This is a genomic window from Streptococcus sp. HMSC066F01, assembly GCF_001837335.1.
In the GTDB taxonomy this organism is placed as follows: domain Bacteria; phylum Bacillota; class Bacilli; order Lactobacillales; family Streptococcaceae; genus Streptococcus; species Streptococcus oralis_S.
On the sequence record NZ_KV832072.1, the window covers coordinates 150349 to 176004 of the forward strand.

The 25656-nt window shown below is 42.1% G+C and carries 22 protein-coding genes, 1 pseudogene and 1 riboswitch; all 23 genes and pseudogenes read right to left on the bottom strand.

From position 1 onward, the window contains the following. Window positions 1-3 precede the first annotated feature (3 nt). Window positions 4-1062 (bottom strand): AAA family ATPase, encoded by a 1059-nt coding sequence (locus tag HMPREF2655_RS01035; protein WP_000730564.1) that lies wholly within the window; start codon window positions 1060-1062, stop codon window positions 4-6. A 147-nt stretch (window positions 1063-1209) separates the two neighbouring features. Beyond that, window positions 1210-3642 carry an ATP-dependent Clp protease ATP-binding subunit gene (locus HMPREF2655_RS01040; protein WP_001109664.1) on the bottom strand — a complete coding sequence of 811 codons (2433 nt, stop codon included), beginning with the start codon at window positions 3640-3642 and terminating at the stop codon, window positions 1210-1212. Between the two features lies 1 nt (window position 3643). Continuing rightward, window positions 3644-4102, bottom strand: coding sequence for a CtsR family transcriptional regulator (locus HMPREF2655_RS01045; RefSeq protein WP_001211252.1), 459 nt, complete (start codon window positions 4100-4102; stop codon window positions 3644-3646). A gap of 118 nt (window positions 4103-4220) precedes the next feature. Continuing rightward, window positions 4221-4949 carry an ABC transporter ATP-binding protein gene (locus HMPREF2655_RS01050; protein ID WP_000136199.1) on the bottom strand — a complete coding sequence of 243 codons (729 nt, stop codon included), beginning with the start codon at window positions 4947-4949 and terminating at the stop codon, window positions 4221-4223. After that, window positions 4949-5956 carry an ABC transporter substrate-binding protein gene (locus tag HMPREF2655_RS01055; protein WP_000754533.1) on the bottom strand — a complete coding sequence of 336 codons (1008 nt, stop codon included), beginning with the start codon at window positions 5954-5956 and terminating at the stop codon, window positions 4949-4951. Before HMPREF2655_RS01055 ends, HMPREF2655_RS01050 begins: the two co-directional genes overlap by 1 nt. Before the next feature lie 37 nt (window positions 5957-5993). After that, entirely contained in the window at window positions 5994-6752 is a 759-nt protein-coding gene (locus HMPREF2655_RS01060) for an ABC transporter permease (RefSeq protein WP_162279548.1), read from the bottom strand. Then, window positions 6715-7005: a thiamine-binding protein gene (locus tag HMPREF2655_RS01065; RefSeq protein WP_002880743.1), complete on the bottom strand. Its 291-nt coding sequence runs from the start codon at window positions 7003-7005 to the stop codon at window positions 6715-6717. The genes HMPREF2655_RS01060 and HMPREF2655_RS01065 overlap by 38 nt, the downstream gene beginning before the upstream one ends. A gap of 72 nt (window positions 7006-7077) precedes the next feature. Then, a riboswitch (TPP riboswitch) is annotated at window positions 7078-7180 on the bottom strand. Window positions 7181-7282: 102 nt separating this feature from the next. Beyond that, window positions 7283-9916 (bottom strand): DNA polymerase I, encoded by a 2634-nt coding sequence (gene polA, locus HMPREF2655_RS01070; RefSeq protein WP_049501318.1) that lies wholly within the window; start codon window positions 9914-9916, stop codon window positions 7283-7285. Between the two features lie 84 nt (window positions 9917-10000). After that, a complete protein-coding gene (locus HMPREF2655_RS01075) occupies window positions 10001-11110 on the bottom strand; it encodes a CHAP domain-containing protein (RefSeq protein WP_070837205.1) in 1110 nt (369 codons plus the stop codon). Between the two features lie 99 nt (window positions 11111-11209). Continuing rightward, on the bottom strand, window positions 11210-11476 hold the full coding sequence (locus HMPREF2655_RS01080) for a Veg family protein (protein WP_001278165.1): 267 nt from the start codon (window positions 11474-11476) through the stop codon (window positions 11210-11212). 1 nt (window position 11477) lies between these two features. Further along, window positions 11478-12830, bottom strand: coding sequence for a replicative DNA helicase (gene dnaB, locus HMPREF2655_RS01085; RefSeq protein ID WP_000852476.1), 1353 nt, complete (start codon window positions 12828-12830; stop codon window positions 11478-11480). A gap of 43 nt (window positions 12831-12873) precedes the next feature. Then, window positions 12874-13326, bottom strand: a complete 453-nt coding sequence (gene rplI, locus HMPREF2655_RS01090; RefSeq protein WP_000864211.1) for a 50S ribosomal protein L9 — start codon at window positions 13324-13326, stop codon at window positions 12874-12876. Continuing rightward, window positions 13323-15296, bottom strand: a complete 1974-nt coding sequence (locus HMPREF2655_RS01095) for a DHH family phosphoesterase (protein WP_070837207.1) — start codon at window positions 15294-15296, stop codon at window positions 13323-13325. Before HMPREF2655_RS01095 ends, rplI begins: the two co-directional genes overlap by 4 nt. A 175-nt stretch (window positions 15297-15471) precedes the next feature. Beyond that, window positions 15472-16452: a nitronate monooxygenase gene (locus HMPREF2655_RS01100; protein ID WP_257367765.1), complete on the bottom strand. Its 981-nt coding sequence runs from the start codon at window positions 16450-16452 to the stop codon at window positions 15472-15474. A 64-nt stretch (window positions 16453-16516) separates the two neighbouring features. Next, a pseudogene (locus HMPREF2655_RS01105) lies at window positions 16517-17433 on the bottom strand (MBL fold metallo-hydrolase). A 3-nt stretch (window positions 17434-17436) separates the two neighbouring features. Next, window positions 17437-18549, bottom strand: coding sequence for an acyl-CoA dehydrogenase family protein (locus tag HMPREF2655_RS01110; protein ID WP_070837211.1), 1113 nt, complete (start codon window positions 18547-18549; stop codon window positions 17437-17439). Window positions 18550-18564: 15 nt separating this feature from the next. After that, window positions 18565-19473, bottom strand: coding sequence for a LysR family transcriptional regulator (locus HMPREF2655_RS01115; protein ID WP_000351428.1), 909 nt, complete (start codon window positions 19471-19473; stop codon window positions 18565-18567). Between the two features lie 194 nt (window positions 19474-19667). Then, window positions 19668-20321 (bottom strand): 3-oxoacid CoA-transferase subunit B, encoded by a 654-nt coding sequence (locus tag HMPREF2655_RS01120; protein ID WP_000644731.1) that lies wholly within the window; start codon window positions 20319-20321, stop codon window positions 19668-19670. Between the two features lie 6 nt (window positions 20322-20327). Continuing rightward, the gene (locus HMPREF2655_RS01125) at window positions 20328-21044 is read right to left on the bottom strand and encodes a CoA transferase subunit A (RefSeq protein WP_070837213.1); all 717 of its coding nucleotides are present in this window, start codon (window positions 21042-21044) and stop codon (window positions 20328-20330) included. Between the two features lie 15 nt (window positions 21045-21059). After that, the gene (locus tag HMPREF2655_RS01130) at window positions 21060-21839 is read right to left on the bottom strand and encodes an enoyl-CoA hydratase-related protein (RefSeq protein ID WP_070799867.1); all 780 of its coding nucleotides are present in this window, start codon (window positions 21837-21839) and stop codon (window positions 21060-21062) included. 320 nt (window positions 21840-22159) lie between these two features. After that, window positions 22160-23338, bottom strand: a complete 1179-nt coding sequence (locus tag HMPREF2655_RS01135; RefSeq protein ID WP_070799866.1) for an acetyl-CoA C-acetyltransferase — start codon at window positions 23336-23338, stop codon at window positions 22160-22162. A gap of 18 nt (window positions 23339-23356) precedes the next feature. After that, window positions 23357-24205, bottom strand: a complete 849-nt coding sequence (locus HMPREF2655_RS01140) for a 3-hydroxybutyryl-CoA dehydrogenase (RefSeq protein ID WP_070837215.1) — start codon at window positions 24203-24205, stop codon at window positions 23357-23359. Window positions 24206-24285: 80 nt separating this feature from the next. Then, complete coding sequence (locus tag HMPREF2655_RS01145; protein WP_070837217.1) at window positions 24286-25494, bottom strand: acyl-CoA dehydrogenase FadE; 1209 nt, start codon at window positions 25492-25494, stop codon at window positions 24286-24288. Window positions 25495-25656 lie beyond the last annotated feature (162 nt).

Here is a 25656-nt window from a genome sequence, read left to right on the forward strand (position 1 = left end):
CTCCTAATCTGCTTGGTAAATGGCATCAATAGCCACTTTGGCTGCTTCATAATTGCCTAGATAATCCTCTGCTAGATAAACTAGTGGAATGTTGGTTAAGTATCGCTCCCTCATCTGATCCAAATGCTGGGAAAAACTGTAGCGAATATGGTCTTCTGCCATGGTCATATCTCTAAATCCGTCATTGACATAGGAACCGACAGGTTGCACGAAGAGAATCAAGTCCCATTTTTCCTTGGCCAAGATTGAAACAAAGAGATTGTCAAAGGTTTCTCCTGATAAGTCCCCTTGGTCCTCAGTCTCCATGTAATAGTCATAGTAACCCTTGGTTACCAATGAATTGGTATCGGCTATCACTAGACCTCGATTGGCATTGCTATCGATTAACTTGGAGGTCTGGTCATACTGTCCCAACAGGAGATAGTAGTAATCCTTTGGAGTCAATTCATCGTCGCGGACATTGTTTTTGATCTGGTACTCACGCGCGTATTCCAGACTAACGGGTGCATCGTAATACCTTGCCAAATCCTTGGCCAGAGTGGTCTTCCCATTGCTAGCACTTCCCATAATCAACACTTTCTTGGTAAACTGACGACGGAAGGGTTGAGCGATGTATTTCCAATATTTGCTTGGATTTTCTCGAATCATAGTCGCTGAGATACCAAACTTTCTTTCTTTCAAGACGGTGCCAAATCCACGTTTAGCTAGCTCTTGCTGGTAGTCTGCTTCTCCTACAAAAAAAGTCAGTTCTTGCTGGTTTTCATCATAGGAAATCTCTGCTAACATCTGGTCCAACCACTCCTGCCAGCCCATAGGGTAACGGGGAAGGTTGGTCTCATCCAGCTTGCAGACAGAGGTCAATTCGTCATCACAAAAAGCCTCTCGGATATAGCGAAATCGTTTTTGAAGACTTAAACCTACCTGCTCCCCTCGGTCTCCCTCGTAGCCTGAAACGACTACCCAGACCTGGTCACACTGACGCTTCGCTCGCTGAATCAGATCGATATGCCCTTGATGGAGAGGGGCAAAGGTCCCAAATACCACTGCTGTTTTCTTTTTCATAAACGTTTTACCTTTTTATAATTTTTGATATTTTTATTTTCTATGTTTTTATTATATACTATATTTTTGTTTTGTCAATAGTTTTTTATCATTTTTTATAAAAAAGTAGCAAAAAAAAGAATCAGGATTGCTCCTGACTCTCCATTTTTAAGCAATATCAAATTTTAATTGACCAGCTTTAACACCTATCTTGAGGGTCTTGCCTGCTACTAGTTCTCCCTTGAGAAGGAGTTCTGCTAGCTTGTCTTCCACTTCTGTTTGCAGGGTTCTGCGAAGTGGGCGAGCTCCCATTTCTGGATCATATCCTTGACTTGCTAGTAACTTCAACGCTGAAGCTTGCAGTTTCAAGTCGATGCCCTTCTCAGCGAGGCTAGCAATCAATGGTTTCACCATAATCTTGACAATTTCCTGCATGTGTTCGCTATCTAAGCTATGGAAGACCAACTTTTCATCAATACGGTTGATAAACTCTGGTCGATAAGCTTTTTTCAACTCTTCAAAGATTCGTTTTTCCATATTTTCCTGGTCAAAACGAATGTCCTTGGCCCCAAAGCCGACCGTCTTGTCATCACGAAGAGCCGTCGCACCAAGGTTTGACGTCATGATGATAATGGTATTTGAAAAATCAACCTTGCGCCCCTTGCTATCTGTCAAGACGCCGTCGTCCAGAACCTGCAAGAGAACATTAAAGATATCTGGGTGGGCCTTTTCTACCTCGTCAAATAGAAGAACGGAGTATGGTTTGTTGCGAACCTTCTCAGTCAACTCCCCACCTTCTTCGTAGCCCACATAACCCGGAGGAGCTCCATTGAGACGGCTAGCCGCAAATTTCTCCATATACTCACTCATATCAAAGCGAATAAGGGCTGATTCGTCATCAAAGAGGACTTCTGCCAGAGCCTTGGCCAATTCGGTCTTACCGACTCCTGTCGGCCCTAGGAACATAAAGGAACCAATCGGACGCTTGTGACTACGAATACCTGACTGATTACGGCGAATGGCACGGCTAATACTTGAAACAGCTTGATCTTGTCCGATGACGCGTTTATGCAGTTCTGCTTCCAAGTTCAGGTACTTCTTAGCATCTGTTTGCGTCAGCTTTTGGACTGGGATACCTGACAAGCGACTCAAGGTGGTCAAAATATCGGATTCTGTCACCAAGTCTTTATAGACAGGCAATTCTTGTTCTTTTGCGATTAGCTGGCCTGCTTGTTTCCACTTGCCATCCATCAAGGCCTTGTCAGCTGGACTCAAGTCCGATTCGTCCATTCTCACATGCTTGGATTTGTTTTGCACTGTTGCTGCCGCCTCATCCAATAGATCGATAGCAGAGTCTGGCAAGTGACGACTAGTCAAGTAACGATGCGCCATCTTAACAGCTGTTTCGACAGCTTCATCTGTGATTTGCACACGGTGGTGTTTCTCATAGGTAGCCTTCAAACCTTGCAAAATGGTCATGCTGTCAGCTAAACTTGGCTCTTCAATGGTCACTTTGGCAAAACGACGAGAAAGAGCTGCGTCTTTTTCGATGTGTTTTTGGTATTCTTCCTGAGTGGTTGCACCAACCGTTCTCAAAGTTCCACGAGCCAAGGCTGGCTTCAAGATATTGGCCGCATCCAGAGTAGAGTCAATACCACTTCCAGAACCCATGATGGTGTGGAGTTCATCGATAAAGAGGATTACCTTACCATCTTCCTCGATATCCTTGATAATGTTGTTCATGCGTTCTTCAAAATCTCCACGGAAACGTGTTCCCGCAACAACATTCATCAAATCAAGCTCCAAAACGCGCATCTTGCCCATTTCCGCAGGTACATCCCCACTAGCAATACGCTGGGCAAGTCCAAGAGCCAGAGCTGTTTTCCCGACACCAGCATCTCCAACCAAGACAGGATTGTTCTTGGTCTTCCGACTCAAAATCTGAATCATACGTGAGATTTCCTTGTCACGACCGATAACTGGCTCTAACTTGCCAGAGCGCGCTTGCTCTGTCAGGTCATGCGTGTAGTCCTCTAGACCGCCACTTGGATTCTGAGGCATGCCCATCATATTGGCCATGGAATTTTGCTTATCTGCCACGGTACGGTGGCGCTGACGCAATGCCTTAAGGTCTTCTCTTGTCCATCCAGCACGCTCTTCTAGATTGCGACGAAGAGCAGCAATTCTGACCTGATCTTTCTGGTCTTCATAAGAAAAGCCTGCTCTCTCCAAGATACGAGTTGCCAAGGCATTGCCATCATGCAAAATCGCATAGAGGACATGCTCTGTCCCTAGCACCTTAGTATGGACCACTGAGGCCACATACTCTGCTTCTGCAAAGAGAACCTCCAAACGATGGGAAAAAGGCAATTCCGTAAAGGTTTCGTCTTGGCTATAGTCCGTTTCAGTCAGTTCTAACGCAACCTCTTCTAAACGGTCCATTTCATAAGGATAATCATTTAGAGTCGCACCTGCCACACTGTAACTGTGATTGGACATGGCAATTAACAAATGCCAAGACTCTAGATATCGAGCTCCAAAATGGCCCGCAACCATGTAGGCACTTTCGATACATTCATTCAACGCTTTTGAATAATTCATCTTACTTCTCTTTTCTATCTACCTCTTGTAATAGCTGTCGGAGCATATTGGCACGGACAACTGAGGATTCCTCCCCTAGAACACGATCTGTTGCTACAGAAGTCAGTAAGGTCATCTCCTGCTTGGTCATCAAGTCCTGCTCCACCAAAAGCTGGAGAATATCCTCATAAATCTCCTGACTAACTCGCTCACCAATCGAGTAAAGCAAATCGCGGAGCATCTCATGATGATTGGAAAACTCAATCCGTCCGATGCGAATGTAGCCTCCGCCACCACGCTTACTCTCAACTAAGTAACCTCTGCTTTCAGTAAAACGTGTCTTAATGACATAGTTGATCTGACTTGGCACAACCTGAAAGGTATCTGCCAACTGGCTCCGCTGCAATTCCACGATACCAGCTTGGTCTAAAATTGCCTTGATATAGGCTTCGATATGATCTGATGTATTTTTAAATCTCATAGTAAATCAAACTCCTTCTTTGAACCTTGACTATCTTTGACTATTATACCGAAATTTTCTCATTTTTAAAAGAAAAAGAGCGCTGGTAAAGGATAATCTTCACCAACTCCCTATTTTTCTACTTATCTAAGCCTAATTCTGCCAAGATTTGACGTTTGTAGGCAATCTTTTGAACTTCCTTGTCCTCATCTTCAGACCAATCTAGTTTGACTTCAGAAACGATCTGTCCAGGCCGATTTTTTAGGATATAGATGCGGTCACTGAGATTGAGGGCTTCCTCAATACTATGTGTGATGATCAAGGTTGTCAGTTGCAACTGTTTGTGAATCTCCAGATACCAAGCATGGAGCTCCATCTTAGTCATTTCATCCAAGGCACTAAAGGCCTCGTCTAGAAGAAAGAGCTTGTGCCCGAAAAGGTAGGTCCGAAGCAAGGCTACACGCTGGCGCATCCCTCCGCTGAGTTCGTGAGGATACTTGTCCCGTACAGCAGTCAACTGGAAGGTCGCAAGGATATCATCCGCTCGGGCAATAGCCTCTGCTTTATCCACCTTTTGAATCAAGAGGGGCAGGATGATATTGCCAAGAACCGTCTTGTGCTCCAAGAGGAGATCCTTTTGCAACATATAACTCACGCGCCCCTTGGGATTTTCCTCGCCATCAAGGACAATTCGCCCAGACTGGACTTCTAAAATTCCAGCGATTAGGTTAAAGAGGGTGGTCTTTCCTACACCACTTGGACCTAGGATAGAAACCACTTCACCCGAAGCCACCTGCAGGTTGATATCTTCTAAAATCTTTTCATCGCCATAGGCATAGCTGACGTGTTCTAGTCTAATTTCTGTCATTATTTTACAAATTCATTAGTGAAACCTTTGTCTGTCAAGTCTTCTTTAAGGATACCATTTTCTTTATCCCATTTGTAGAAGGCATTCCAACGTTCAGCGTCAAATTGTCCCCATTTTTCCTTGTCGCTTGCATATTCTTTTGACAAGTATTTTTGAGATTCGATGACAAAGTCACGTTTTTCCTTGAGTTCAGGTGCATTCTTGATGAGGATATCTGCAGCCTCTTCTGGATGCTCCATGGCATATTGGTAGCCTTTTTTGATGGCTTGGATGACTTTACGAGCTTCTTCCTTGTTGTCTTTTAGATAGTCATTGTTTGCGATGATAACGGGTGAGTAGTAGTCAAACTCCTTGACATAGTCTTTCAAGTACATGAAGTTAGCATCTACGCCTTGCGATTTGGCAAGGATACCATCCCAACCGTAGTAAATCCAAGCGGTGTCAAAGACGCCATTGGCAATCGGTGTAATCGAGTTTGAGTCGTTGTTTGGTACTTTTTCGACCTTCTCAAAGTCTCCGCCTTGTGATTCTACCAAGGTTTTCAACATAGCAAGCTCCGTTGGGTCATTCCAGGTTCCGTATTTCTTGCCAACCAAGTCTTTTGGACTGGTTACATTATCAGATTTACGAGAGATGATTCCAGATGTATTGTGCTCAACGATCGCTGCTACGGCAGTGATACCTGCCCCTTTTTCCAATTTCTTAGCCATGTAGTCTTGGAAATAGATAGCAAATGGTGCCTTGCCATTGATTACCAAGTCAGATGAGCTTTCTTCAGGCGGCAATTTCAAGTCAACATCCACTCCAGCTTCCTTGAAATAGCCTTTCTCCTTAGCCACATAAAGTCCTGTGTGGTTGGTATTTGGCGTCCAGTCTAGGATAAAGTCAATCTTCTTAACTTCTGCTTCTTTGTTGTCCTTAGAAGCAGTTCCTTGGCCACAGGCCACCAGCACGACAGCTACAAAAGCTGTTACAAGCGTTAAAAACACTTTCCATGTTTTCTTCATTTTCATTTCCTCTTTTCTTTTTCAAAAACGCTCTATTTTAAGTACGTTTCCATTTAATCACATATTTTTCACTGATATCGACCAGTTTCATACCCAAAAGACTGATAATCGACACCAGAATAATAATCGCAAACATGGTATCATACTGAAACAGTTTCTTGGACTGAATCATATAAACACCAAGACCTTCAAAACCTCCCAACCACTCAGACACCACGGTTGTGATAAAGGCGTAGGAGACACTGACCCTCAGACCTGCATAAAAGTAAGGCAGACTGACAGGGATTTTAAAATGCCACAGGATTTGCCAAGGATTTGCACGCATCAGACTAAACAAGGTTAGCATATCCTTATCACAATGCCTAAATCCATCCAAAATACTGACGATGATAGGGAAGGTTGTCGTCAGGATAATCAAGACAATCTTGGGCAAAATCCCATAGCCTAGCCACAAGACCAAGATAGGCGCTATGGCAATGGTCGGAATGGTCTGAACAACCACCATCATAGGATAAATCAAGTCATTGAGCCAAGTCAGACTATCCATGAGCACCGCCATAAGACAGGCAATCAAGACTCCTAGAACTAGACCTAGTAAAGCCACTCTCAAGGTCGCCCAGCTATGGTACCAGAGAAATTCTCTGTCACGAACAAAGGACTGGAGAATCTCAAGAGGAGTTGGCAGGATAAACTTGGGTAAAAGTTTGAATATGCCCGCTAACTGCCAGATTGACAAGACTCCTAGAAAACCCAATAGACTAATGTGTCGTCTCAGTATACTTTTCAAGTTTGTCATCAATACTTAAAATCTCTCCTACATTTATTTTGACATTGGCAAAGACATTATCTGCCTCCTGCCCGGCCACTTCAAGCGCTTCTTTGAGAATGCGCATGAGCTCATCCAACTCCCCTTCCAAGACCGTTTCAAAGGGTGTCACCACCATAGTCACGGACTGAGCTTGCAGATAAGCAATCACTTGATCGATAATAGCAATTCGATCAATCCCCTGTGATAGGGGCAAGACTTGCAAGGCAATGCTTGCTTTCATAAAATCCTCCTCTTCTCGGCTTTCCTTTTGAACAAAAAGAAAAACCTTTGCCATATATGGAAAAGGTGCAGAATTCGGCTAAGTATCGTTCCCTACGCTGGCATTACCCAGATCAGGTGCGGTCGAAGTTTAACACTTCCTCTCAGACTGTACACAGACTCCCATATCTTATATGGAATATAGTAACGCAAATGCAAGGAAAAGTCAAGGAAACTGCTTACAGAAAACTATGAAAAAGAGTTTGAAGACAAATGCTTCAAACTCTATCATAGCTTTCTTATTTAGCCTCGTACCAGGTTGCCCCTTCATTCTCATCAGCAATGAGTGGGACACTAAGCTGGATGGCTTCTTCCATGGTTTGTTTCACTAGTACTTTGACAGCTGCTAGTTCTGATTTCGGAACCTCAAGGACGATTTCATCATGCACTTGCAAGAGCATCTTGGTCTGATAACCACCCTCAACCAGAGCTTTGTCTAGCTGAATCATAGCAATTTTGAGAATATCTGCTGCCGAACCCTGAATAGGGGAGTTAATGGCAGTTCGCTCTGCAAAACCACGAATGTTAAAGTTGCGCGAATTTATATCTGGTAGCTCTCGACGACGCTTGAAGAGGGTCTCTACATATCCCTTGTCACGCGCTTCACGTACCACTTCTTCCATATAGTTTTTAATCCCAGGAAAACGCTCAAAGTAGGTATCAATGTAGGCTTTGGCCTTCTTACGACTAATACCAAGATTGTTCGCCAAACCAAAATCTGAAATCCCGTAAACCACTCCAAAGTTGACAGCCTTGGCATTGCGACGGTCGTTTGGCGTCACATCCTCAGGACGTTCAATTTCAAAGACACGCATAGCTGTCGAAGTATGGATATCTGCTCCCTCTTGGAAGGCCTTGATTAAGTGCTCATCCTTAGAGATATGCGCCAAAACGCGCAACTCAATCTGTGAATAGTCGGAGCTAAGAAGGACACTATCCTCCCACTCTGGCACAAAAGCCTTACGAATGAGGCGACCTTGTTCCAAGCGAACAGGGATATTTTGCAAGTTTGGATCTACACTAGACAAACGCCCAGTCTGAGTCAAATCTTGCACATAGCGCGTGTGGATCTTGCCATCATCTAAAATCCAATCCTGCAAGCCAACCACGTAAGTCGATTGAATCTTAGCAATCTGACGGTAGTCTAGAATTTTTTTGACAATCGGTGCAATAGGAGCCAGACGCTCCAGCACATCCACTGCTGTCGAGTAACCTGTCTTGGTTTTCTTGGTGTATTCTAGAGGAAGTCCCAGTTTTTCAAAGAGAAGTACGCCCAACTGTTTAGGTGAGTTGATATTAAATTCCTCACCAGCCAGCTCATAAATCTCTTGGGTGAGTCGCTCAATGACAATCTCATTTTCAGCTTGCATCTCAAGTAGGGTTTCTTTTTTAACCTTGATTCCAGCAATTTCCATCTTGGCAAGGACAAAAGCCAGAGGTTGCTCCATGTCATAGAGAAGATCTAACTGCCCGTGTTCACTGAGTTTTTCAAGCAAAACAGGCTCCGTCTCAACCAATACAGCAACCTTGCGAGTCAAGTGCTCCAAGAATTTCTCTCTCTCAGGGATAGCTTTCTTGACCCCCTTACCGTAGAAGGTCTCATCATCAGCCAAATAAGTCTGGCCATAGAGATTCGCAATGGTTGAAATTTCATTGTTCTCGACAGTAGAGAGGAGGTATTTGGCCAAACGACTGTCAAAAGCAGGGGCCTGCAAATTCAAGCCCAAACGATTTAAAAGAACCTTCGCTTTCTTAAAGTCATACACTTTCAGAGGTGTTTTTTCTAGAAAATTCTTGAGAATCGGCTCCTGCAAGAGCTCAAGTTTGTCTGTAGCGTAAAGTTTATCCCCACAGGACCAGGCAAAACCAACCAAGTCATCTGTATGGTAATTCTCACCAAAAAGCTCAAAGTGGAAGATAGAGTTGGCGCTCAGCATGTCTTGACTGACTTGGTCAACGATAGTGAAATCCAAACTTTCAGGCGCATCCGTTGATGACACATTTAAAGCTTGCTTGAGCTGTTTGAAGCCCATCTCATCGTAGAATTTCCCGAGATTTTCCACATCTGGTCCACTATAAAGCAAATCATCAAGGCCAATCTCAATCGGTGCCTGAGTCTCAATGGTCGCCAAGGTTTTAGACAGGAAGGCTTGTTCCTTGTCATTGATGAGATTTTCCTTCATCTTAGAAGCCTTCATCCCATCGATATTTTCATAAATACCCTCTAACGAACCGTGTTCTAGCAAGAGCTTGATACCCGTCTTTTCACCGATCTTAGTGACACCAGGGATATTATCAGACTTATCCCCCATAAGAGCCTTAAGATCAATGAACTGAGCTGGTGTGAGGCCCATCTTTTCCATGAGATAGTCTGGCGTAAAGGCCTCAAACTCAGCCACACCTTTCTTGGAAATCTCGACCACCGTATGCTCATCCGTCAACTGGATCAAGTCCTTGTCTCCGCTGACAATAGTCACTTCAAAAGAATCCTTCTCAGCCAAGCGACCTAGGGTCCCGATGATATCATCTGCTTCATACTGGGCCAACTCATAGTGGCGAATCCCAAGATGATCTAGCAACTCACGAATGAAGGGAAATTGCTCACGAAACTCATCTGGAGTTTTAGCACGACCACCCTTGTAGTCTGCATACATCTCTGTACGGAAAGTCGTCTTACCTGCATCAAAAGCTACCAAAACATGACTGGGCTCAACACGCTCCAAGACGTGATTCAACATGAGTTGAAAGCCATAGATTGCATTGGTATGAAGGCCATTAGCATTTTTAAAACGATCCAACTGCTGATAGAGCGCAAAAAAAGCTCGAAAAGCAACTGAAGATCCATCAATTAATAATAATTTTTTCTTGTCCATACACCCATTATAAAGGAAAGCAGGGAAAAATACCATCGGAAAGAATAGGCAAATGGTAGTGAAGCCCTCTTTTTTATATTCTTTCTAGATTCTAGCTCCGTTACTATCCACTCGATAGCCATCCACAGTGGTATTCACTGCTAAAGCCCCTGAAGCATTGACGTAGTAATACTTTCCTCCTACTTGGAACCACTGGCTAGACTTCATAGCCCCTGAACTCTCCAAATAATACCATGTTCCATTTTCCTTTAGCCATCCTGTCTGCATCTCCCCTGATGCCTTTAGATAGTACCAATGCAAACCATCCTTCACCCAACCTGTTGACATGGTTCCATTGTCTTTAAAGTGATACCAACTGCCATTTATTTTCTTCCAACCAGTTGCGAGTTTCCCGTTCTCACGGTAATTCCAACTCCCTCCTTCTTTTTTCCAGCCTTTTTCTGTATTGCTTAGCTCTGCATACTGCACATATCTTCTAGAACCGCTATAAGACAAATAACCGAGCCACTTATAACCATCCTTTTCAAGAACTTGATCATAACTCACACTCTCACCAGCATAATAGTAGTCAATAACTTGTCCTGTGCTTGCTGGCTGGTCCATAATTGGCAATTTCCCCGTGAACACTATTGTCCCACTGGACGGAAGCTCTGAGCTACGAGCACCCTCACTCGCACCATGGCTAGCGGATAAATCCTTGAAATGAATAAAACCCGTCATCGAACTAGCCTTGACTTTTCGACGGTTATACTTTTCTCGAACCCCATAGTTATACTCTTCGATTTCAATCGTATCCCCTGATACATTTGATACCCAGGCCACGTGCCCATAATATCCTTCTGTCGACCAAGCAATAGCCCCAACTTCTGGCTTAGTATCCACACGGTAGCCTTCTCGCCTTGCACGATGTCCCCATTCATTCGCATTTCCGTAGGCAGGAGGAATCTCAAAGCCATTTACACTACTCAAACGAAAGGCCGCAAAAGAGGTACACTGGCGAGAATACATCCGCCACTGATCGATTTCAACACTACCATTTTTGTAGTGAAGCGGATAGTCATCTCCACGCGCTACACTGTCGGCCTGAACTGATTCCCCACCAAACAAAAAGGTACTTGTAACAAACAAAGTAGCCAGCCCTACACTCAACTGAGTACATCTACTCTTCTTAACTCCTGATTTTAAAAACGTCATTCATTCTCCTTAATAATATAAATTTCCGAGGTTCCCCTCGTTTATACTATTCGGGAGAAAAAGAAAAAAGTGAGTAAAGCTCACTTCATTTTAGGATTCTTAGTCTAGATAGCGAATCAAGTTCTTTTCTGTCAAGATATCTGAGTAGGTGAAGGATTCAACGTAGACATTGGCTTGTTTGTCTCCCTCAACATCCCCAAATTCAACGATAAATAAAGATGGATAAACCTCAATTAACTTACCTAGTCTGTTTTTTTGGCGCTTACGGCCATTCTCCAAAGTCATTTCAACGACTTGTCCCTCATGTGCCTTGATTTCTTCTTTGATTTTTTTCATCTTGGCTACATCTGTAAATGCATCTGACATCTTATGCCTCCCTCTTTGAGATACTTGAAAATTTATTGTATTCTTTTTGGAAAATCAATTCCACCGTTCCACGAGCTCCACTACGGTTTTTCTCGATGATAACCTCAACCTTGTTATTTGGAATTCCTTCCTCTTCTTCACCCGCACGATCGTAGTAGTCGTCACGGTACAGAAAGGCTACGATATCCGCATCCTGCTCGATAGAACCCGATTCACGAATATCAGACAAGACTGGTCTCTTATCCTGACGCTGTTCCACTCCACGAGATAACTGACTAAGAGCAATGACTGGAACCTTTAGCTCCTTAGCTAGAATTTTTAACTGACGAGAAATTTCAGAGACTTCTTGTTGGCGGTTCTCACGACCAGTACCTGTGATAAGCTGTAGGTAGTCGATCAAAATCAAGCCTAGATTGCCTGTTTCTTGAGCCAGTTTACGTGAACGCGAACGAATTTCCGTGATCCGAATCCCTGGTGTATCATCGATATAGATACTCGCGTTGGCTAGGTTCCCTTGAGCAATGGTATATTTTTGCCACTCCTCATCAGTCAATTGACCCGTACGGATAGAATGGGACTCCACCAAGCCTTCGGCCGCCAACATACGGTCTACTAGACTTTCCGCACCCATTTCCAGCGAAAAGATAGCAACCGTCTTGTCCAACTTAGTCCCAATGTTCTGAGCAATGTTCAAAGCAAAGGCCGTCTTACCAACTGCTGGTCGCGCCGCTAGAATAATTAATTCCTCCTCATGGAGACCTGTCGTCATATGGTCCAAATCACGGTAACCCGTTGCAATACCAGTGATATCCGTTGTTTGTTGTGACCGAACTTCTAGGTTCCCAAAGTTGATATTTAGAATATCTCGGATGTTCTTGAACCCACTACGATTGGCGTTTTCGCTAACATCAATGAGTCCCTTTTCAGCCTGAGCGATGATTTCATCTGCAGGCTTAGAAGCCTCATAGGCTTGGTTGACAGACTCTGTCAACTTGGAAATCAAGCGACGTAGCATAGCCTTTTCCGCTACAATTTTAGCATAATATTCCGCATTCGCTGAAGTTGGTACTGAGTTGACAATTTCAACAAGATAAGACAAGCCACCAATATTTTGGAGATCCCCTTGGCTATCCAAAATCGTTCGAACCGTCGTCGCATCAATCGCTTCCCCACGATCCGACAAATCTACCATCGCTTGGAAAATCAACCGATGAGCATACTTAAAGAAGTCACGAGAATCAATGTATTCTCGGACAAAAACGAGCTTACTCTCATCTATAAAAATAGCCCCCAGAACAGATTGTTCTGCTAAAATATCCTGAGGTTGAACTCGCAGTTCCTCTACTTCTGCCATCCAACTTTCCTTCCTTTTACAATCTTGTCAAGAAGTTGTAAACTTAACCTTCTTTTACACGAAGATTGATGACACTTGTAACATCTTGATAGATCTTCACTGGTACATCAATCAAACCTACTGCTCGAATTGGTGCTTGCACTTGAATATTGCGTTTGTCAATCTTAATACCAAACTGCTTTTGCAATTCTTCTGCAATTTTCTTGTTAGTGATAGAGCCAAATGTACGGCCATCTGGTCCAACCTTTTCAACAAACTCTACAACTGTTTCTTCTGCCTCAAGCTTAGCCTTGATGGCTTTTGCTTCAGCAATCATTTCAGCATGAGCCTTTTCTTCTGATTTTTGTTTTCCACGCAACTCACCCACTGCTTGAGCAGTCGCTTCCTTGGCCAAATTCTTTTTAATCAGGAAGTTTTGAGCGTAGCCAGTTGGTACTTCCTTAATTTCGCCTTTTTTTCCTTTTCCTTTAACATCTGCTAAAAAGATTACTTTCATTCTTCTTTCTCCTTTTCCTTTAGTTCTTCCAAGATTAGTTGAGTCAATTTTTCTCCTGCTTCCGACAAACTCATATCCTCGATTTGCGCGGCAGCTAGATTAAAGTGACCTCCACCACCCAACTCTTCCATAATGCGTTGCACATTGATTTTACTACGACTTCGAGCCGAGATAGAGATAAATCCTTGTGTATTTTTTGCCAGAACGAAACTAGCCTCAATACCAGACATAGCCAGCATAGCATCGGCAGCCTTACTGATAACAACTGTGTCATAAGACATTGAGTCCTTAGCTTGAGCAATCAAGATATCTGAACCTAACTTACGACCTTGTAAAATGAGTTCATTTACCTCACGGTACTCTTCAAAATCTGTCGCAGCAATCTCCTGGATAGCAATACTGTCACTTCCCCGTGTTCTCAGATAGCTAGCCACATCAAAGGTTCGGCTCGTCACGCGAGATGTGAAATTCTTGGTATCCAGCATCATACCAGCCATCAAAACACTGGCCTGCATACGACTCAAACGATTCTTCTTAGAATTTTGGAACTGAATCAATTCTGTGACCAACTCACTGGCACTACTTGCTCCACTTTCAATATAGGTGATGACTGCATTCTCAGGGAAATCCTGATCACGTCTATGATGGTCAATAACAATAGTTTGAGTGAACAAATCATAAAAATCTTTTGACAAAGTCAAAGCCGTCTTGGAATGATCCACCAGAATCAATAATGAACGGTTTGTAACTAACTTCATCGCATCTGTAAGAGATAAAAGCTTCGTGACATCTTCCTTCTTCAAGAACTGAATAGCACGTTCGATATCTGCTGGCATATGGTCTGCATCATAGACAGCATAACTGTTCTCAATAATATTACTTGCAAACAACTGCATACCAACAGCAGAGCCCAAAGCATCCATATCTAGATTTTTATGACCGACTACAAAAACCTGATCAACACTTCGAATCTTATCAGAAATGGCTGTCATCATGGCTCTGGTACGTGTACGAGTACGTTTGATAGACGCAGCAGTTCCTCCACCAAAGTAGACTGGATTCTTGGTTTCGTTATTTTCCTTGACCACCACCTGGTCACCACCGCGAACTTCTGCTAAGTTCAAGTTGAGCAAGGCAATTTTCCCTATCTCTTCATGGTTTCCATCACCATAAGAAAATCCCATACTTAAAGTTAGGGGTAGCTGCCTCTGTTTTGATTCTTCTCGGAAAGTATCAATAACGGAGAATTTATCATTCATCAATTCCTCTAGTACCGTGAAATCTGTGAATACATAAAAACGATCCATCCCCACACGGCGAGAAAACATAGCATACTTACTAGCAAATTCTGAAACAAAATTGGCTACAAAACTATTGATATGACTGATATCGGAGTCAGATGTCGCATCCTCCAAATCATCATAGTTATCTACTGAGATGACTCCAATGACTGGACGGCTAGTTACCAATTCTACAGTTGCTTCGTACTCCCCAGAAACATCAAAGAAATACAAAACACCCGAAGCCTTGTCCATATGAACAGCATATCGTGTTTCGCCCAAGGTAGCATACGAACCAGGATTTCCAACAGAAGCCTTGATGATGGTTTGAATTAACTCAACATCAATTTCGCCCTCTTCAGTAGTTAAAATCAGCTCAGCATAGGGATTAAACCATTCCACTTCGCCACTAGATAGGTCTAATTTCAGAACACCAACCGGCATTTGTTCGAGCAGCGTGTTTAAACTATCTTCAGCTTGATGATTTACGTATTGGATTTGTTCAATTTCGCTCTTTTCATACTGTTTTTTTTGCCAGACAAATAAAAGCAGATAAAGAAGTACAAATAAAAACAAGACACTGATTGTTACAACATTATTTTGTGAAAAAATAATCAGCATTGTTAAGGTTCCGAAAGTTGCAATCCCTAGTAGAATCGCAGAATTCGGAGTTAAATTATTTTTTTTCATTCTAAACCTCTTGCGCATTATTATATCACAAATGCCCTTAAAAAGCGACCTTTAAAGAGAAAGCACTGCTTTTATTATCGTAAGATGCTCTTAAAGAAACTATACATAAAAAAGGAGAGCAAATGCCTCGCTCTCCTTTTTCCACATCAGTGCAGAATCTTCCGCCTAGATTACATTATTCACCTAATTCTAGTCGAATGTCTTGTAGGCGCTCTTGCGCCTGTTTCACAATTGATTCTAAAATAGCCTTACATGGTTTGATGTCTTTCACCAAACCCGCAATTTGTCCGCTCATCATTGAACCATGAACTGTATCACCTTCATAGACAGCCTTAGATAGAGAACCGATCGTAATTTCTTCCAGTTCCTCTCGATTTGTACCTTTCTGCTCTAATTCAATGTAATGATCCGTCATCTCATTGCGAATACAACGAACTGGCGCTCCCGCGATGCGACCTGTAACCGCAGTCGCTGTATCACTTGCCGCCAAAATAGCTTCTTTATAGGCTGGAGAAATTGGACATTCTTCTGAAGCAAGAAAAACTGTTCCCATTTGAACTCCTTGTGCACCTAGGGCAATAGCAGCAGCAAGTCCACGACCATCTGCCACACCTCCTGCAGCAATGACTGGAATCGTTACCGCATCAACGATTTGTGGGATAAGAGCCATTGTATTGGTCTCTCCGATATGCCCACCAGCTTCTGAACCCTCAGCGATTACAGCATCAACTCCCAATTCTTTCATTTTTTGAGCATGCTTGACACTGGCAATAACTGGAATAACCTTGATTCCTGCTTCTTTCAAGTAAGGCATGATATGCTTAGGTGTTCCTGCACCTGTAGTTACCACCGGAACCTTTTCTTCGATGATAACAGTCACAATATCCTTGATGTTTTTCATCATTAACATAATGTTGACACCAAAAGGCTTATCTGTCAACTTTCTCAATTCACGAATTTCTTCTCGCAACTGCTCTCCAGTCATACCACCTGACGCAATAATTCCTAGTCCTCCAGCCTCAGAAACAGCTGCTGCTAGTTGATAGTGGGAGATTTGAGCCATGGCCCCTTGGAAAATTGGATATTGAATCTGTAAAAGTTTTGTAATTGACATATGAGTCCTCCTTTTATTTTCTGTTGATTCTTGTTGGCAAATGGATGCATAGTGCACCAATATCCCCGTCAACAAGAAAATGTTACATTTGTCTCCTCATATTCTGCTATCCTAAAAAGTCTGGCTTACGATCCTGCTCATCTGTAAAAGGAATAAGTGGGGGGCGAGAACGTAGAACATAATCTACCAACTCCTTCCCTTCCTTATCAAACTCTACCACCGCGAAAAATTGATCATGATAAAAGAAAAACTTGTAATGATTCTCAAAAGCCTGACGCAACCATTTCTCTTTGGCTAAAATGGATTTCATAGGATAATCATCTACTGCTGGAACCCAGAGAGGATTTCGATGAACATGTGATAACATCAAGTCCCCCATGTGGATCATCGTATCTTTTCCCTGTTTGAGCAAGATAATACTGTGGCCATTGCTGTGACCACTTGTGTGAATCATTTGGATTTCTGGAATGACATTGATATACTCTGAGAAAGTCGTCACCTGATCTTGAATCGGTTCCCAATTCTCTCTCAGATAAGTTCCTCGCGTTCGATTATTAGGGTTTCTCATCTCATACCATTCGACATCATTCACAATAATCTTGGCGTTTGGATACTTGGAAACCAGCTTCCCTTGATTATTCACATACGTCAAGCCACCAGAATGATCATGGTGCATATGTGTCATCAGCACGATGTCAATGTCTTCAGGCGAGAGTCCTAAAAGAGCTAAACTTTCTTCTACCCTACTTTCAGACAAGATTCCGAAGTGCGCCTTTGTTTATCGGATAATTTTGCTGTATCAAAACTTGCATCTATCAAGTAATTTTTACCCTTGTACTGGATCAAAATAGGATCCGTCAATTCCGCCATCATATTAGCATCATTTGTTGGGTAGTAACGAGACCACACAACTTTCGGAACCGGACCAAAAAGAGTCCCTGCATCCGTCAATTTATCGGCTCCACGTAGCCATGTCAGTTTCATATCATGAAATTGATATTCCTGTAAGGTGAGTTCTGTCATGCTTTACTCCTTTATCCATTGGGCTGCTATTCTTTTACGAATCGAATCCCCAGATTTTCCATAGATTTCAATCGTTTTGGCATCCTTTAGATAACGGTCTATGGGGATGTCATCCAAGGTTTGAAGAGGTCCAATTAATCTAATAATTTCCTCAGAAATCTCAATTGCTACTTTTGTCGTATAAAGTTTTATCTGAGATACAAAGAGAGAATCCGCCTTCATCCTATCCTTGTAGGAAGCAAAGTAAGATTCAGCCGCACACAGCTTAGTATACAAGTCTGCGAATTGATGTTGATAGACTGTCGCATCGATTAATGGTTTCCCAAATCTTCTTTTGACCTTTACAAAAGCCAGACCTGTTTCAAAAGCTCCCTCAGAGATACCAATAGAGATTGCGCTTAATCCTAGCTGTAATTTTTTGATAATATCATTTAACTGAGTTTCCCCATTTAGCGTCAATCCTAGCAGACTATCTTCTGGCAATATGACCTGATCAAAAGTTACCGAATTCACAGGCAAACCCTGTAAACCAGGCTTTGCAATATCATCTCCAAAAGCAACTCCTGGTCGAGTCGTATCAACAATGAAAAATCCGTATCCATCTTCTCCGTTAGCTTCCTGAACCTTGGCTAAGATTAACAAAATATCTGCATAGCGGCAATTTGATACAATTGACTTCTTCCCAGTTAAAGACCAACCTGTTTCTGTTTTCCTTGCAGTTGTTGCAATAACCTCCAAGCTGTCCATCAATTTTCCTTCAGAAAATCCCAAGCCAGCTAAGATTTCTCCCCTTACTAATGGTTCTACATAACGCGATTTTTGTTCCTGACTCCCATATCGTAAAATAGGATAGATACCATAACATGCCTGAGTTAGTAGAACAGCAGAAAAAGCAGGAAAATCTTTTGAAATCAAGCGAATAAAGGTTAAAAACTCGGTTCTCAAAACAGAATCTTGACTATCTAAAAGCAAGGAAAAGATATCAAATTGCTCAATAAACTGATAAAGCAATTCTCTAGGGAACTGTTGTTCATCCTCATGAGACTTGAAATAGTCCCGAATCAACACTTTCACGTCTGCCTTCAATTCTCGCGCCAGCACGTCATTATAGGTCATCGCATTCACCTCATCTTAGTTGTCAGAAAACGGTTGGTAATAATCTTTCAACAATTCTTCATACACATAAGACTCTACTTCATTGTAGGAGTTTTTATAGGGTCTACAAAACCAAATATTAAATGGAATCGGATCTTTGAATCTAACCGCCTTAAAACGACTTTTATCCACAAAATATTCAACCGGCCTTGGCAAAAGGGCAATCAAATCTGTCTGATGAGTTGATTCAACTAGGAAGTCCCAAGTAGAGGAAAGATAAGCAAATTTAGCCTCAATTCGTTGTGAACGAAGTTTTTCTGTCACTAAATCATAAGTCGTAAATGTTTTGTTGAAGGTTGCCAATTCATAACCAGCAATATCAGACCATTCCAACAAGCTTTTCTGAGCCAACGGATGATCCTTATCCATATAAGCAACGTATTCATCCAATTGAATGATATGTTGTTCATATTTTTTAGCATCCAGGCTCGTAGGCTCTATCAGAATAGAGAGATTCAAATCTCCATCAACCATTTTTTGACGAATTTCCTTCCCTCCACCTTCCGTAACCTGGATATGGATATGAGGATTATTTTTCAGAAAATGAGGCAAGGCACTAGCAAAATAAACTCGTAAAATCAAGGACGGAATACCAAAATTAATGGTGCCTTTTTGCTTTTGAGCTTCTATATGGATCATGGAAAGCATTTCTTCATGTCGATTCACAATCTCGGTCGCATAACGATAAATTTTGCGTCCCGCCTCTGTTAAACTTTCTAATCTTCCATTCTTGCGATTGAATAATTGAACCCCTTCAGCTGCTTCAAAATTTGTCACAAATTGACTCAAGGCTGATTGACTAATGTGAATCTTCTTAGCAGCAATGGAAAGGTTGCATCCGCATTCTATGATATTGATGAAATAGTTCATTTGGATAATATCCACTTACCCATCACCTAGCTTTCCTTCACTATTTTAGTAGGTCAATTAGACAACTATTCTAGTGTTTGATAGTTGTCTACTGACTTTTTATCGAAATAACATTTCGAATACTTCATTTTAACGTTGTATATAAAGCGCTTACAATACTATCTAGTTTATATCATAACACACTAAGTAGAAAATAGCTCTTTTTTTGCTTAAATCGGCATTGTTTTTAGGTCTTCTGAGACAATGACTTCCCCAGCTGTTTTTTCAAGAACTTCTTCTAATGTCACACCAGGAGCCAGCTCTTTCAACAGGAATTTACCATCTTTGAATCCAAAAACAGCTAATTCTGTGATGACAAGATCCAATACTCCTTTAGCTGAAAGTGGCAAGGTACATTCTTTCAACAACTTAGATTCCCCATCAGCAGTTGTATGTTGGATAGCCCCGATTACGCGCTTAGCTCCTACCAATAAGTCCATTGCGCCACCCATACCAGGAGCAAATTTCCCTGGGATAATCCAGTTCGCAATGCTTCCATCTTGGCTGACTTCAAGAGCTCCAAGAACGGTTGCATCCACGTGTCCACCACGAATAATGGCAAAGGAAGTTTGTAGATCAAACAAGGCTGCTCCTGGCAACAATGTAATAGGAGCTCCACCAGAGTTCGCTAAATTGGCATTATAGTTGTCCTTGGTAGGTGTTTCCCCAAATCGAAGAGCGCCATTTTCTGCCTGTAAAATAACATTTACACCTTCAGGAATGTAATCAGCAGAGGCATTTGGAATCCCAAAACCAAGATTGACCACATCTCCATCTTTAAATTCAAGTGCTACACGTCTTGCGATAATCTCTTTTGCTTTCATTTTACTTCACCCCCGCAGTTTCTTTGTCTCTGTCCACAGATCTCCCATCATCTGATGATGCTCTTGTGGTGTCAATCCTTGAACGACATAGTCAACTAGGATACCAGGGATGTAAATATCATTTGGATCAATTTCTCCGACTTCAACCAATTCGTTTGTCTCAACAATAACTGTGTCAGCTGCTAGAGCGAGTTGAAGGGAGATGTTTTTAGTAGTCCCATCCAGATAAAGGTTGCCATACTTATCCGCCTTTGTAGCTTTAATCAAGGCAACATCAATCTTCAATGGATCATAAATCAAATATTCTTTTCCATTTCGAGTCACTTTTTCGTGTTCATCTTCAAGAATTGTTCCTACACCTGTTGGTGTTAAGACTGCTCCAAGGCCAGCGCCCGCAGCATGCAAGCGTTCTACGACAGTTCCCATCGGAGTGAACTCCACTTTCATGGCTCCCGAGAAATAATCATGCTGAGCAGCAGCGGATGTCCCTACATGGGCTGCAATGTACTTTGTAACCTGATGGTTTTCACAAAGTCGACCAACTCCAACTTCCTTACCGGGTTGAGAGGTTACAACAGACACCAAGGTCAAATCTTGCTGGTTTTGACGAACCAGTTCCTCAATTAACTCTAGTGGCTCTCCCACTCCGAGAAAACCAGAAATACCAACTTTATCTCCTGAATGAATCAAGGAAATAGCTTCAGACAATGTTACAACTTTCATAACCTATCTCCTCTCTTATTTACGTTGAAATACAGCCTTGCGTTTTTCAACAAAAGCGCGCATTCCTTCAACTTTATCTTCTGTTGAGAAGAGAAGAGCTTCCGCTTCTGTTTCCAAACGAATAGCATTTTTCAGAGGGAGTTCTGAGCCAACTTGGATAATATGTTTAGCTTTTTCAACTGCTAGCGGGGCATTTTTCATAATCGCTGCTGCCAGCTCTTCTGCTGCAGGCAATAGTTCTTCTGCTGCTACCAACTTGTTAAGAATTCCAAGATCATATGCTTCTTGTCCGTTAACCATTCTAGCAGTAAAGATTAATTCCTTTGTTTTGCTAGTACCAATCAAACGAGACATTCTTTGAGTACCTGCAAAACCAGGAATGATTCCCAAGCCAACTTCAGGGAAACCAACCATTGTCTTGTCATAGCCGATTCGGATATCAGTTGAAAGAGCTAATTCTAGACCGCCTCCCAAAGCATACCCATTCAATACTGAAATAGTTGGTTGAGTCAATTCAGATAAACGGGTAAAGGTGTCGTTCGCATAGGTCATGTATTCATGAGCCTGAATTGGAGACATTTGGTCCATCTCTTTAATGTCTGCTCCAGCGACAAATGCTTTTTCCCCTTGACCAGTCACGATGACAACACGAATGTCCTCGCTAGCTTCAATTTGGTCTAAAACGAGATTCAAATCCTTTAAGACTTCTGAACTTAAAGCGTTCAAAGCCGATGGACGGTTAATTGTTAGATAGCCAAGACCATTCTTAACCTCTAATAAAACAGTTTTACTCATTGTTTTGCTCCTACTTGATTTATTTTGAGTACAGAGTACAGCGTCAACAAATACCAACACAAAATGTAAGAGCTTACATTTTTATCATAATCCTTTTTTCCCTATCCGTCTACTTAATCTTTATTTATAGACCTATAAGTCCAGCTTATAGAATAGAGCCATTCAATCTATCCTCAAAGTCTTAGGAAAAGCAAAAATACCTTATCAGGCACTTTCGGAGAAAGACACTTGATAAGGTATGTAACTATGAGATCGGATCAATATCTCATTTTGTAATCGTAATATTGAAAAAGAGGAAATGACGTTCAGTTTTCTAATAACTAACGTTCAACGATGAGGGCTGTTCCCATCCCTCCTCCGATACAGAGAGTAGCTAAACCAGTTTTAGCATCACGTTTCATCATCTCATGTACCAGAGTCACTAGGATACGGCAACCTGAAGCTCCAATTGGGTGACCAAGAGCAATCGCGCCACCATTGACATTGACAATATCAGTATTGAAACCAAGTGTTTTCCCAACCGCACAAGCCTGGGCAGCAAAGGCTTCATTTGACTCAATCAAGTCGAGATCATCAACTGTCAAATTGCCTTTTTCAAGAGCTTTGCGAGTCGCATAAATCGGTCCACATCCCATAATCTTAGGATCCAAACCTGCACTTGCATACGAACGAATGCGAGCAATGACTGGAAGTCCCAATTCTTCAGCTTTTTCAGCACTCATGACCAAGACAGCCGCCGCTCCGTCATTGATACCTGAGGCATTCCCCGCTGTAACAGAACCATCTTTTTTGAAAACAGGACGTAGCTTAGACAGACTCTCCAAGCTAGCATCTTTTCTAGGAAATTCATCTGTATCAAAGACGATAGGATCGCCTTTACGTTGAGGAATAACCACCGGAACAATCTCTTCCTTAAAGCGTCCAGATTCTATAGCCGCCACTGCTCGTTTCTGTGATTCCAAAGCAAGCGCATCTTGATCATCCCGGCTAATACCATATTCTTCTGCCACATTCTCAGCTGTAATCCCCATATGGTAGTCATTAAAGGCATCAGACAAACCATCCTTAATCATGGTATCTACCACTTTCGAATCTCCCATACGGCCACCCCAACGGAAGCTTGGCAAAACATATGGAGCCTGGCTCATGTTTTCTGCACCACCAGCCACGACAATATCTGCATCTCCACACTTAATCGCTTGAGTAGCTAACTGCACTGCCTTCAAACCGGAACCACAAACCTTATTAATGGTAAAGGCTGGTATATATTCAGGAAGCCCAGCATAAATACTCATTTGGCGAGCCACGTTTTGGCCTAAACCTGCTCCTAGGACATTCCCCATAATCACTTCATCTACCTGCTCTGGTTTAATATTCGCTTTTGCCAAAGCACTCTTAATGACCAAAGATCCCAAATCAACAGCAGAAACATTCTTCAAGCTCCCGCCAAAGGAACCTAAAGGTGTTCGCACTGCCGAAACAATAACTACGTCTTTCATGACTACCTCCATCAGTGTCTAGTAAGTAAAAAAGCCTTCTTTTGTCTTCCGTCCCAATTTTCCTGCTTCGACCATTTTCTTAAGAAGAGGGGCAGGACGGTATTTTTGATCGCCAAACCCTTGGTTTAGGACGCTCATAATAGCCAAACAAACATCCAATCCAATCAAGTCAGCAAGAGCCAAAGGTCCAATAGGATGATTTGCACCAAGTTTCATCGCTTCATCGATTTCCTCGGCACTAGCCACTCCTTCACCTAGAATGTAAATGGCTTCATTGATCATAGGAATCAAAATTCTGTTCACAACAAAACCATAAGAATCTTTAACATCAACTGGTGTTTTACCAATTTTCACTGTCAGTTCACGAACCGCCTGAACCACTTCTTCTGAAGTCTGCAAGGCCTTAATAACCTCTACAAGTTTCATGATTGGGGCAGGATTAAAGAAGTGCATTCCAATCACGCGCTCCTGATGTTTAGTAGCAGCAGCTATATCCGTGATTGACAAAGAGGATGTGTTTGATGCTAAGATAGTTTTAGGATCAGTCAATTCATCCAATTGTTTGAAAATATTCAACTTAATCTCACGATTCTCAGTTGCAGCTTCAATCACCAATTGGACTTGTTTCGCATCTTCATATGAAACAGATGGAAGCAAATTGGCCAATACCTGATTCTTCTCATCCGCAGACATCCGTCCTTTTTCAACTGAACGTTCCAATTGTTTTGTGATATTGTTCAAACCTCTTTGAACAAATTCTTCTTTAATATCGTTTAAGTAAACTGTAAAACCAGCCTGAGCAAATACTTGAGCAATTCCGCTTCCCATTTGACCAGAACCAATAATCATCACCTTAGATATCATTATTTTCTCCTTCTTATTTTACAAAAATCCAGTGCATGAAGCAAGGACGATTGAACAGAAATCCTTCAATCGCCTTTCTGACATTAAACAAAGGCACCTAATCCAGTAATCTCACGACCAACAATCAAGGCATTCACTTCATGTGAACCTTCATAGGTATAGATTGATTCAGCATCTGCAAAGAAACGAGCAACGTCTGTCTCAAGTGTAATACCATTACCTCCGCAAGTTTCACGAGCAAGGGCAACTGTTTCGCGCATCACTAAGGAATTGTGCATTTTAGCAAGAGCAGAGTTAAGCATCAATTCATTACCTTTCTCTTGCATCTCAGCAATACGAGTTGAATAAGCAATAACTGCTACAGCATTTGCTTGCATACGAGCCAATTTTTCTTGAACAATTTGGAATTTGGCAATTGGACGTTTGAACTGTTCACGATCTTTAGCATATTTAAGAGCTGCAACATAGGATCCACAAGTTACTCCCATAGCAATGTGAGCAACGTCCGCGCGAGTGAAGGTCAAGATACGGGCTACATCACCAAAACCATTGATATTTACCAAACGGTCTGAATCTGGAACCTCTACATTCTTCATGGTAATATGGCCATTGCGGATACAACGAAGAGCAATCTTGTGTGGGATTGGTTCTGCATGATATCCAGGAGCTCCCTTACGAACGATAAAGCATTTCACCTTGCCATCCGCAACATCACGAGCAAATACAGGAACAACATCCGCAGTATCTGAACCACCAATCCAGCGTTTTTCACCATTTAGAATCCACTTGTCTCCAACACGTTCTGCAGTAGTCGCAAGTCCTCCAGCAATATCAGAACCTGAAAGAGGTTCAGTTAAAGCGAAGCAACCTTGCCAATCAAATGCAGCTAGTTTTGGAAGAAATTCTTTTTGTTGACGCTCATCACCACCCAAGAGAATTGTGTTGTAGCAAAGTCCGCCATGAACGGTGTAGAATGTTGCCATAGAAGCATCGAAGCGAGCAAGTTCAAGATACAAGAAAGCAATATAAAGTTCAGATGGTTTCCAGCTACCTTCACGTCCCTCAAACAATTTTGGATTGTTCATAATTTGAGCGCCCTTAGCCACAGCATAGAATTCTTCAAAAGGAAAATCAGGTTTTTCCCAGTATTCATTAATAACCGGACGGAGATGTTTCTCAATCAAACGGCGAGTTTCTTGTAAAACCTCTGCTTCTCCCAAAGTTAGACCATCCGAATAGTGAAAAAGGTCCTCAGGATATAGTTCGCGTAAAATTTCTTCTTTTGTTGCCATAGTCATGACTCCTTTATTTGTTATAAGAGCGCTTACATTTTTGTATTCGCTATTTGTTGACAACCCCATTCTATCCCTTAGGGTATTATTTTGTCTACTTAATAAATATAAATACCCCTATAAGTTCAGATTATAGGGGTCGATTCTGACTGTTTAATCAAG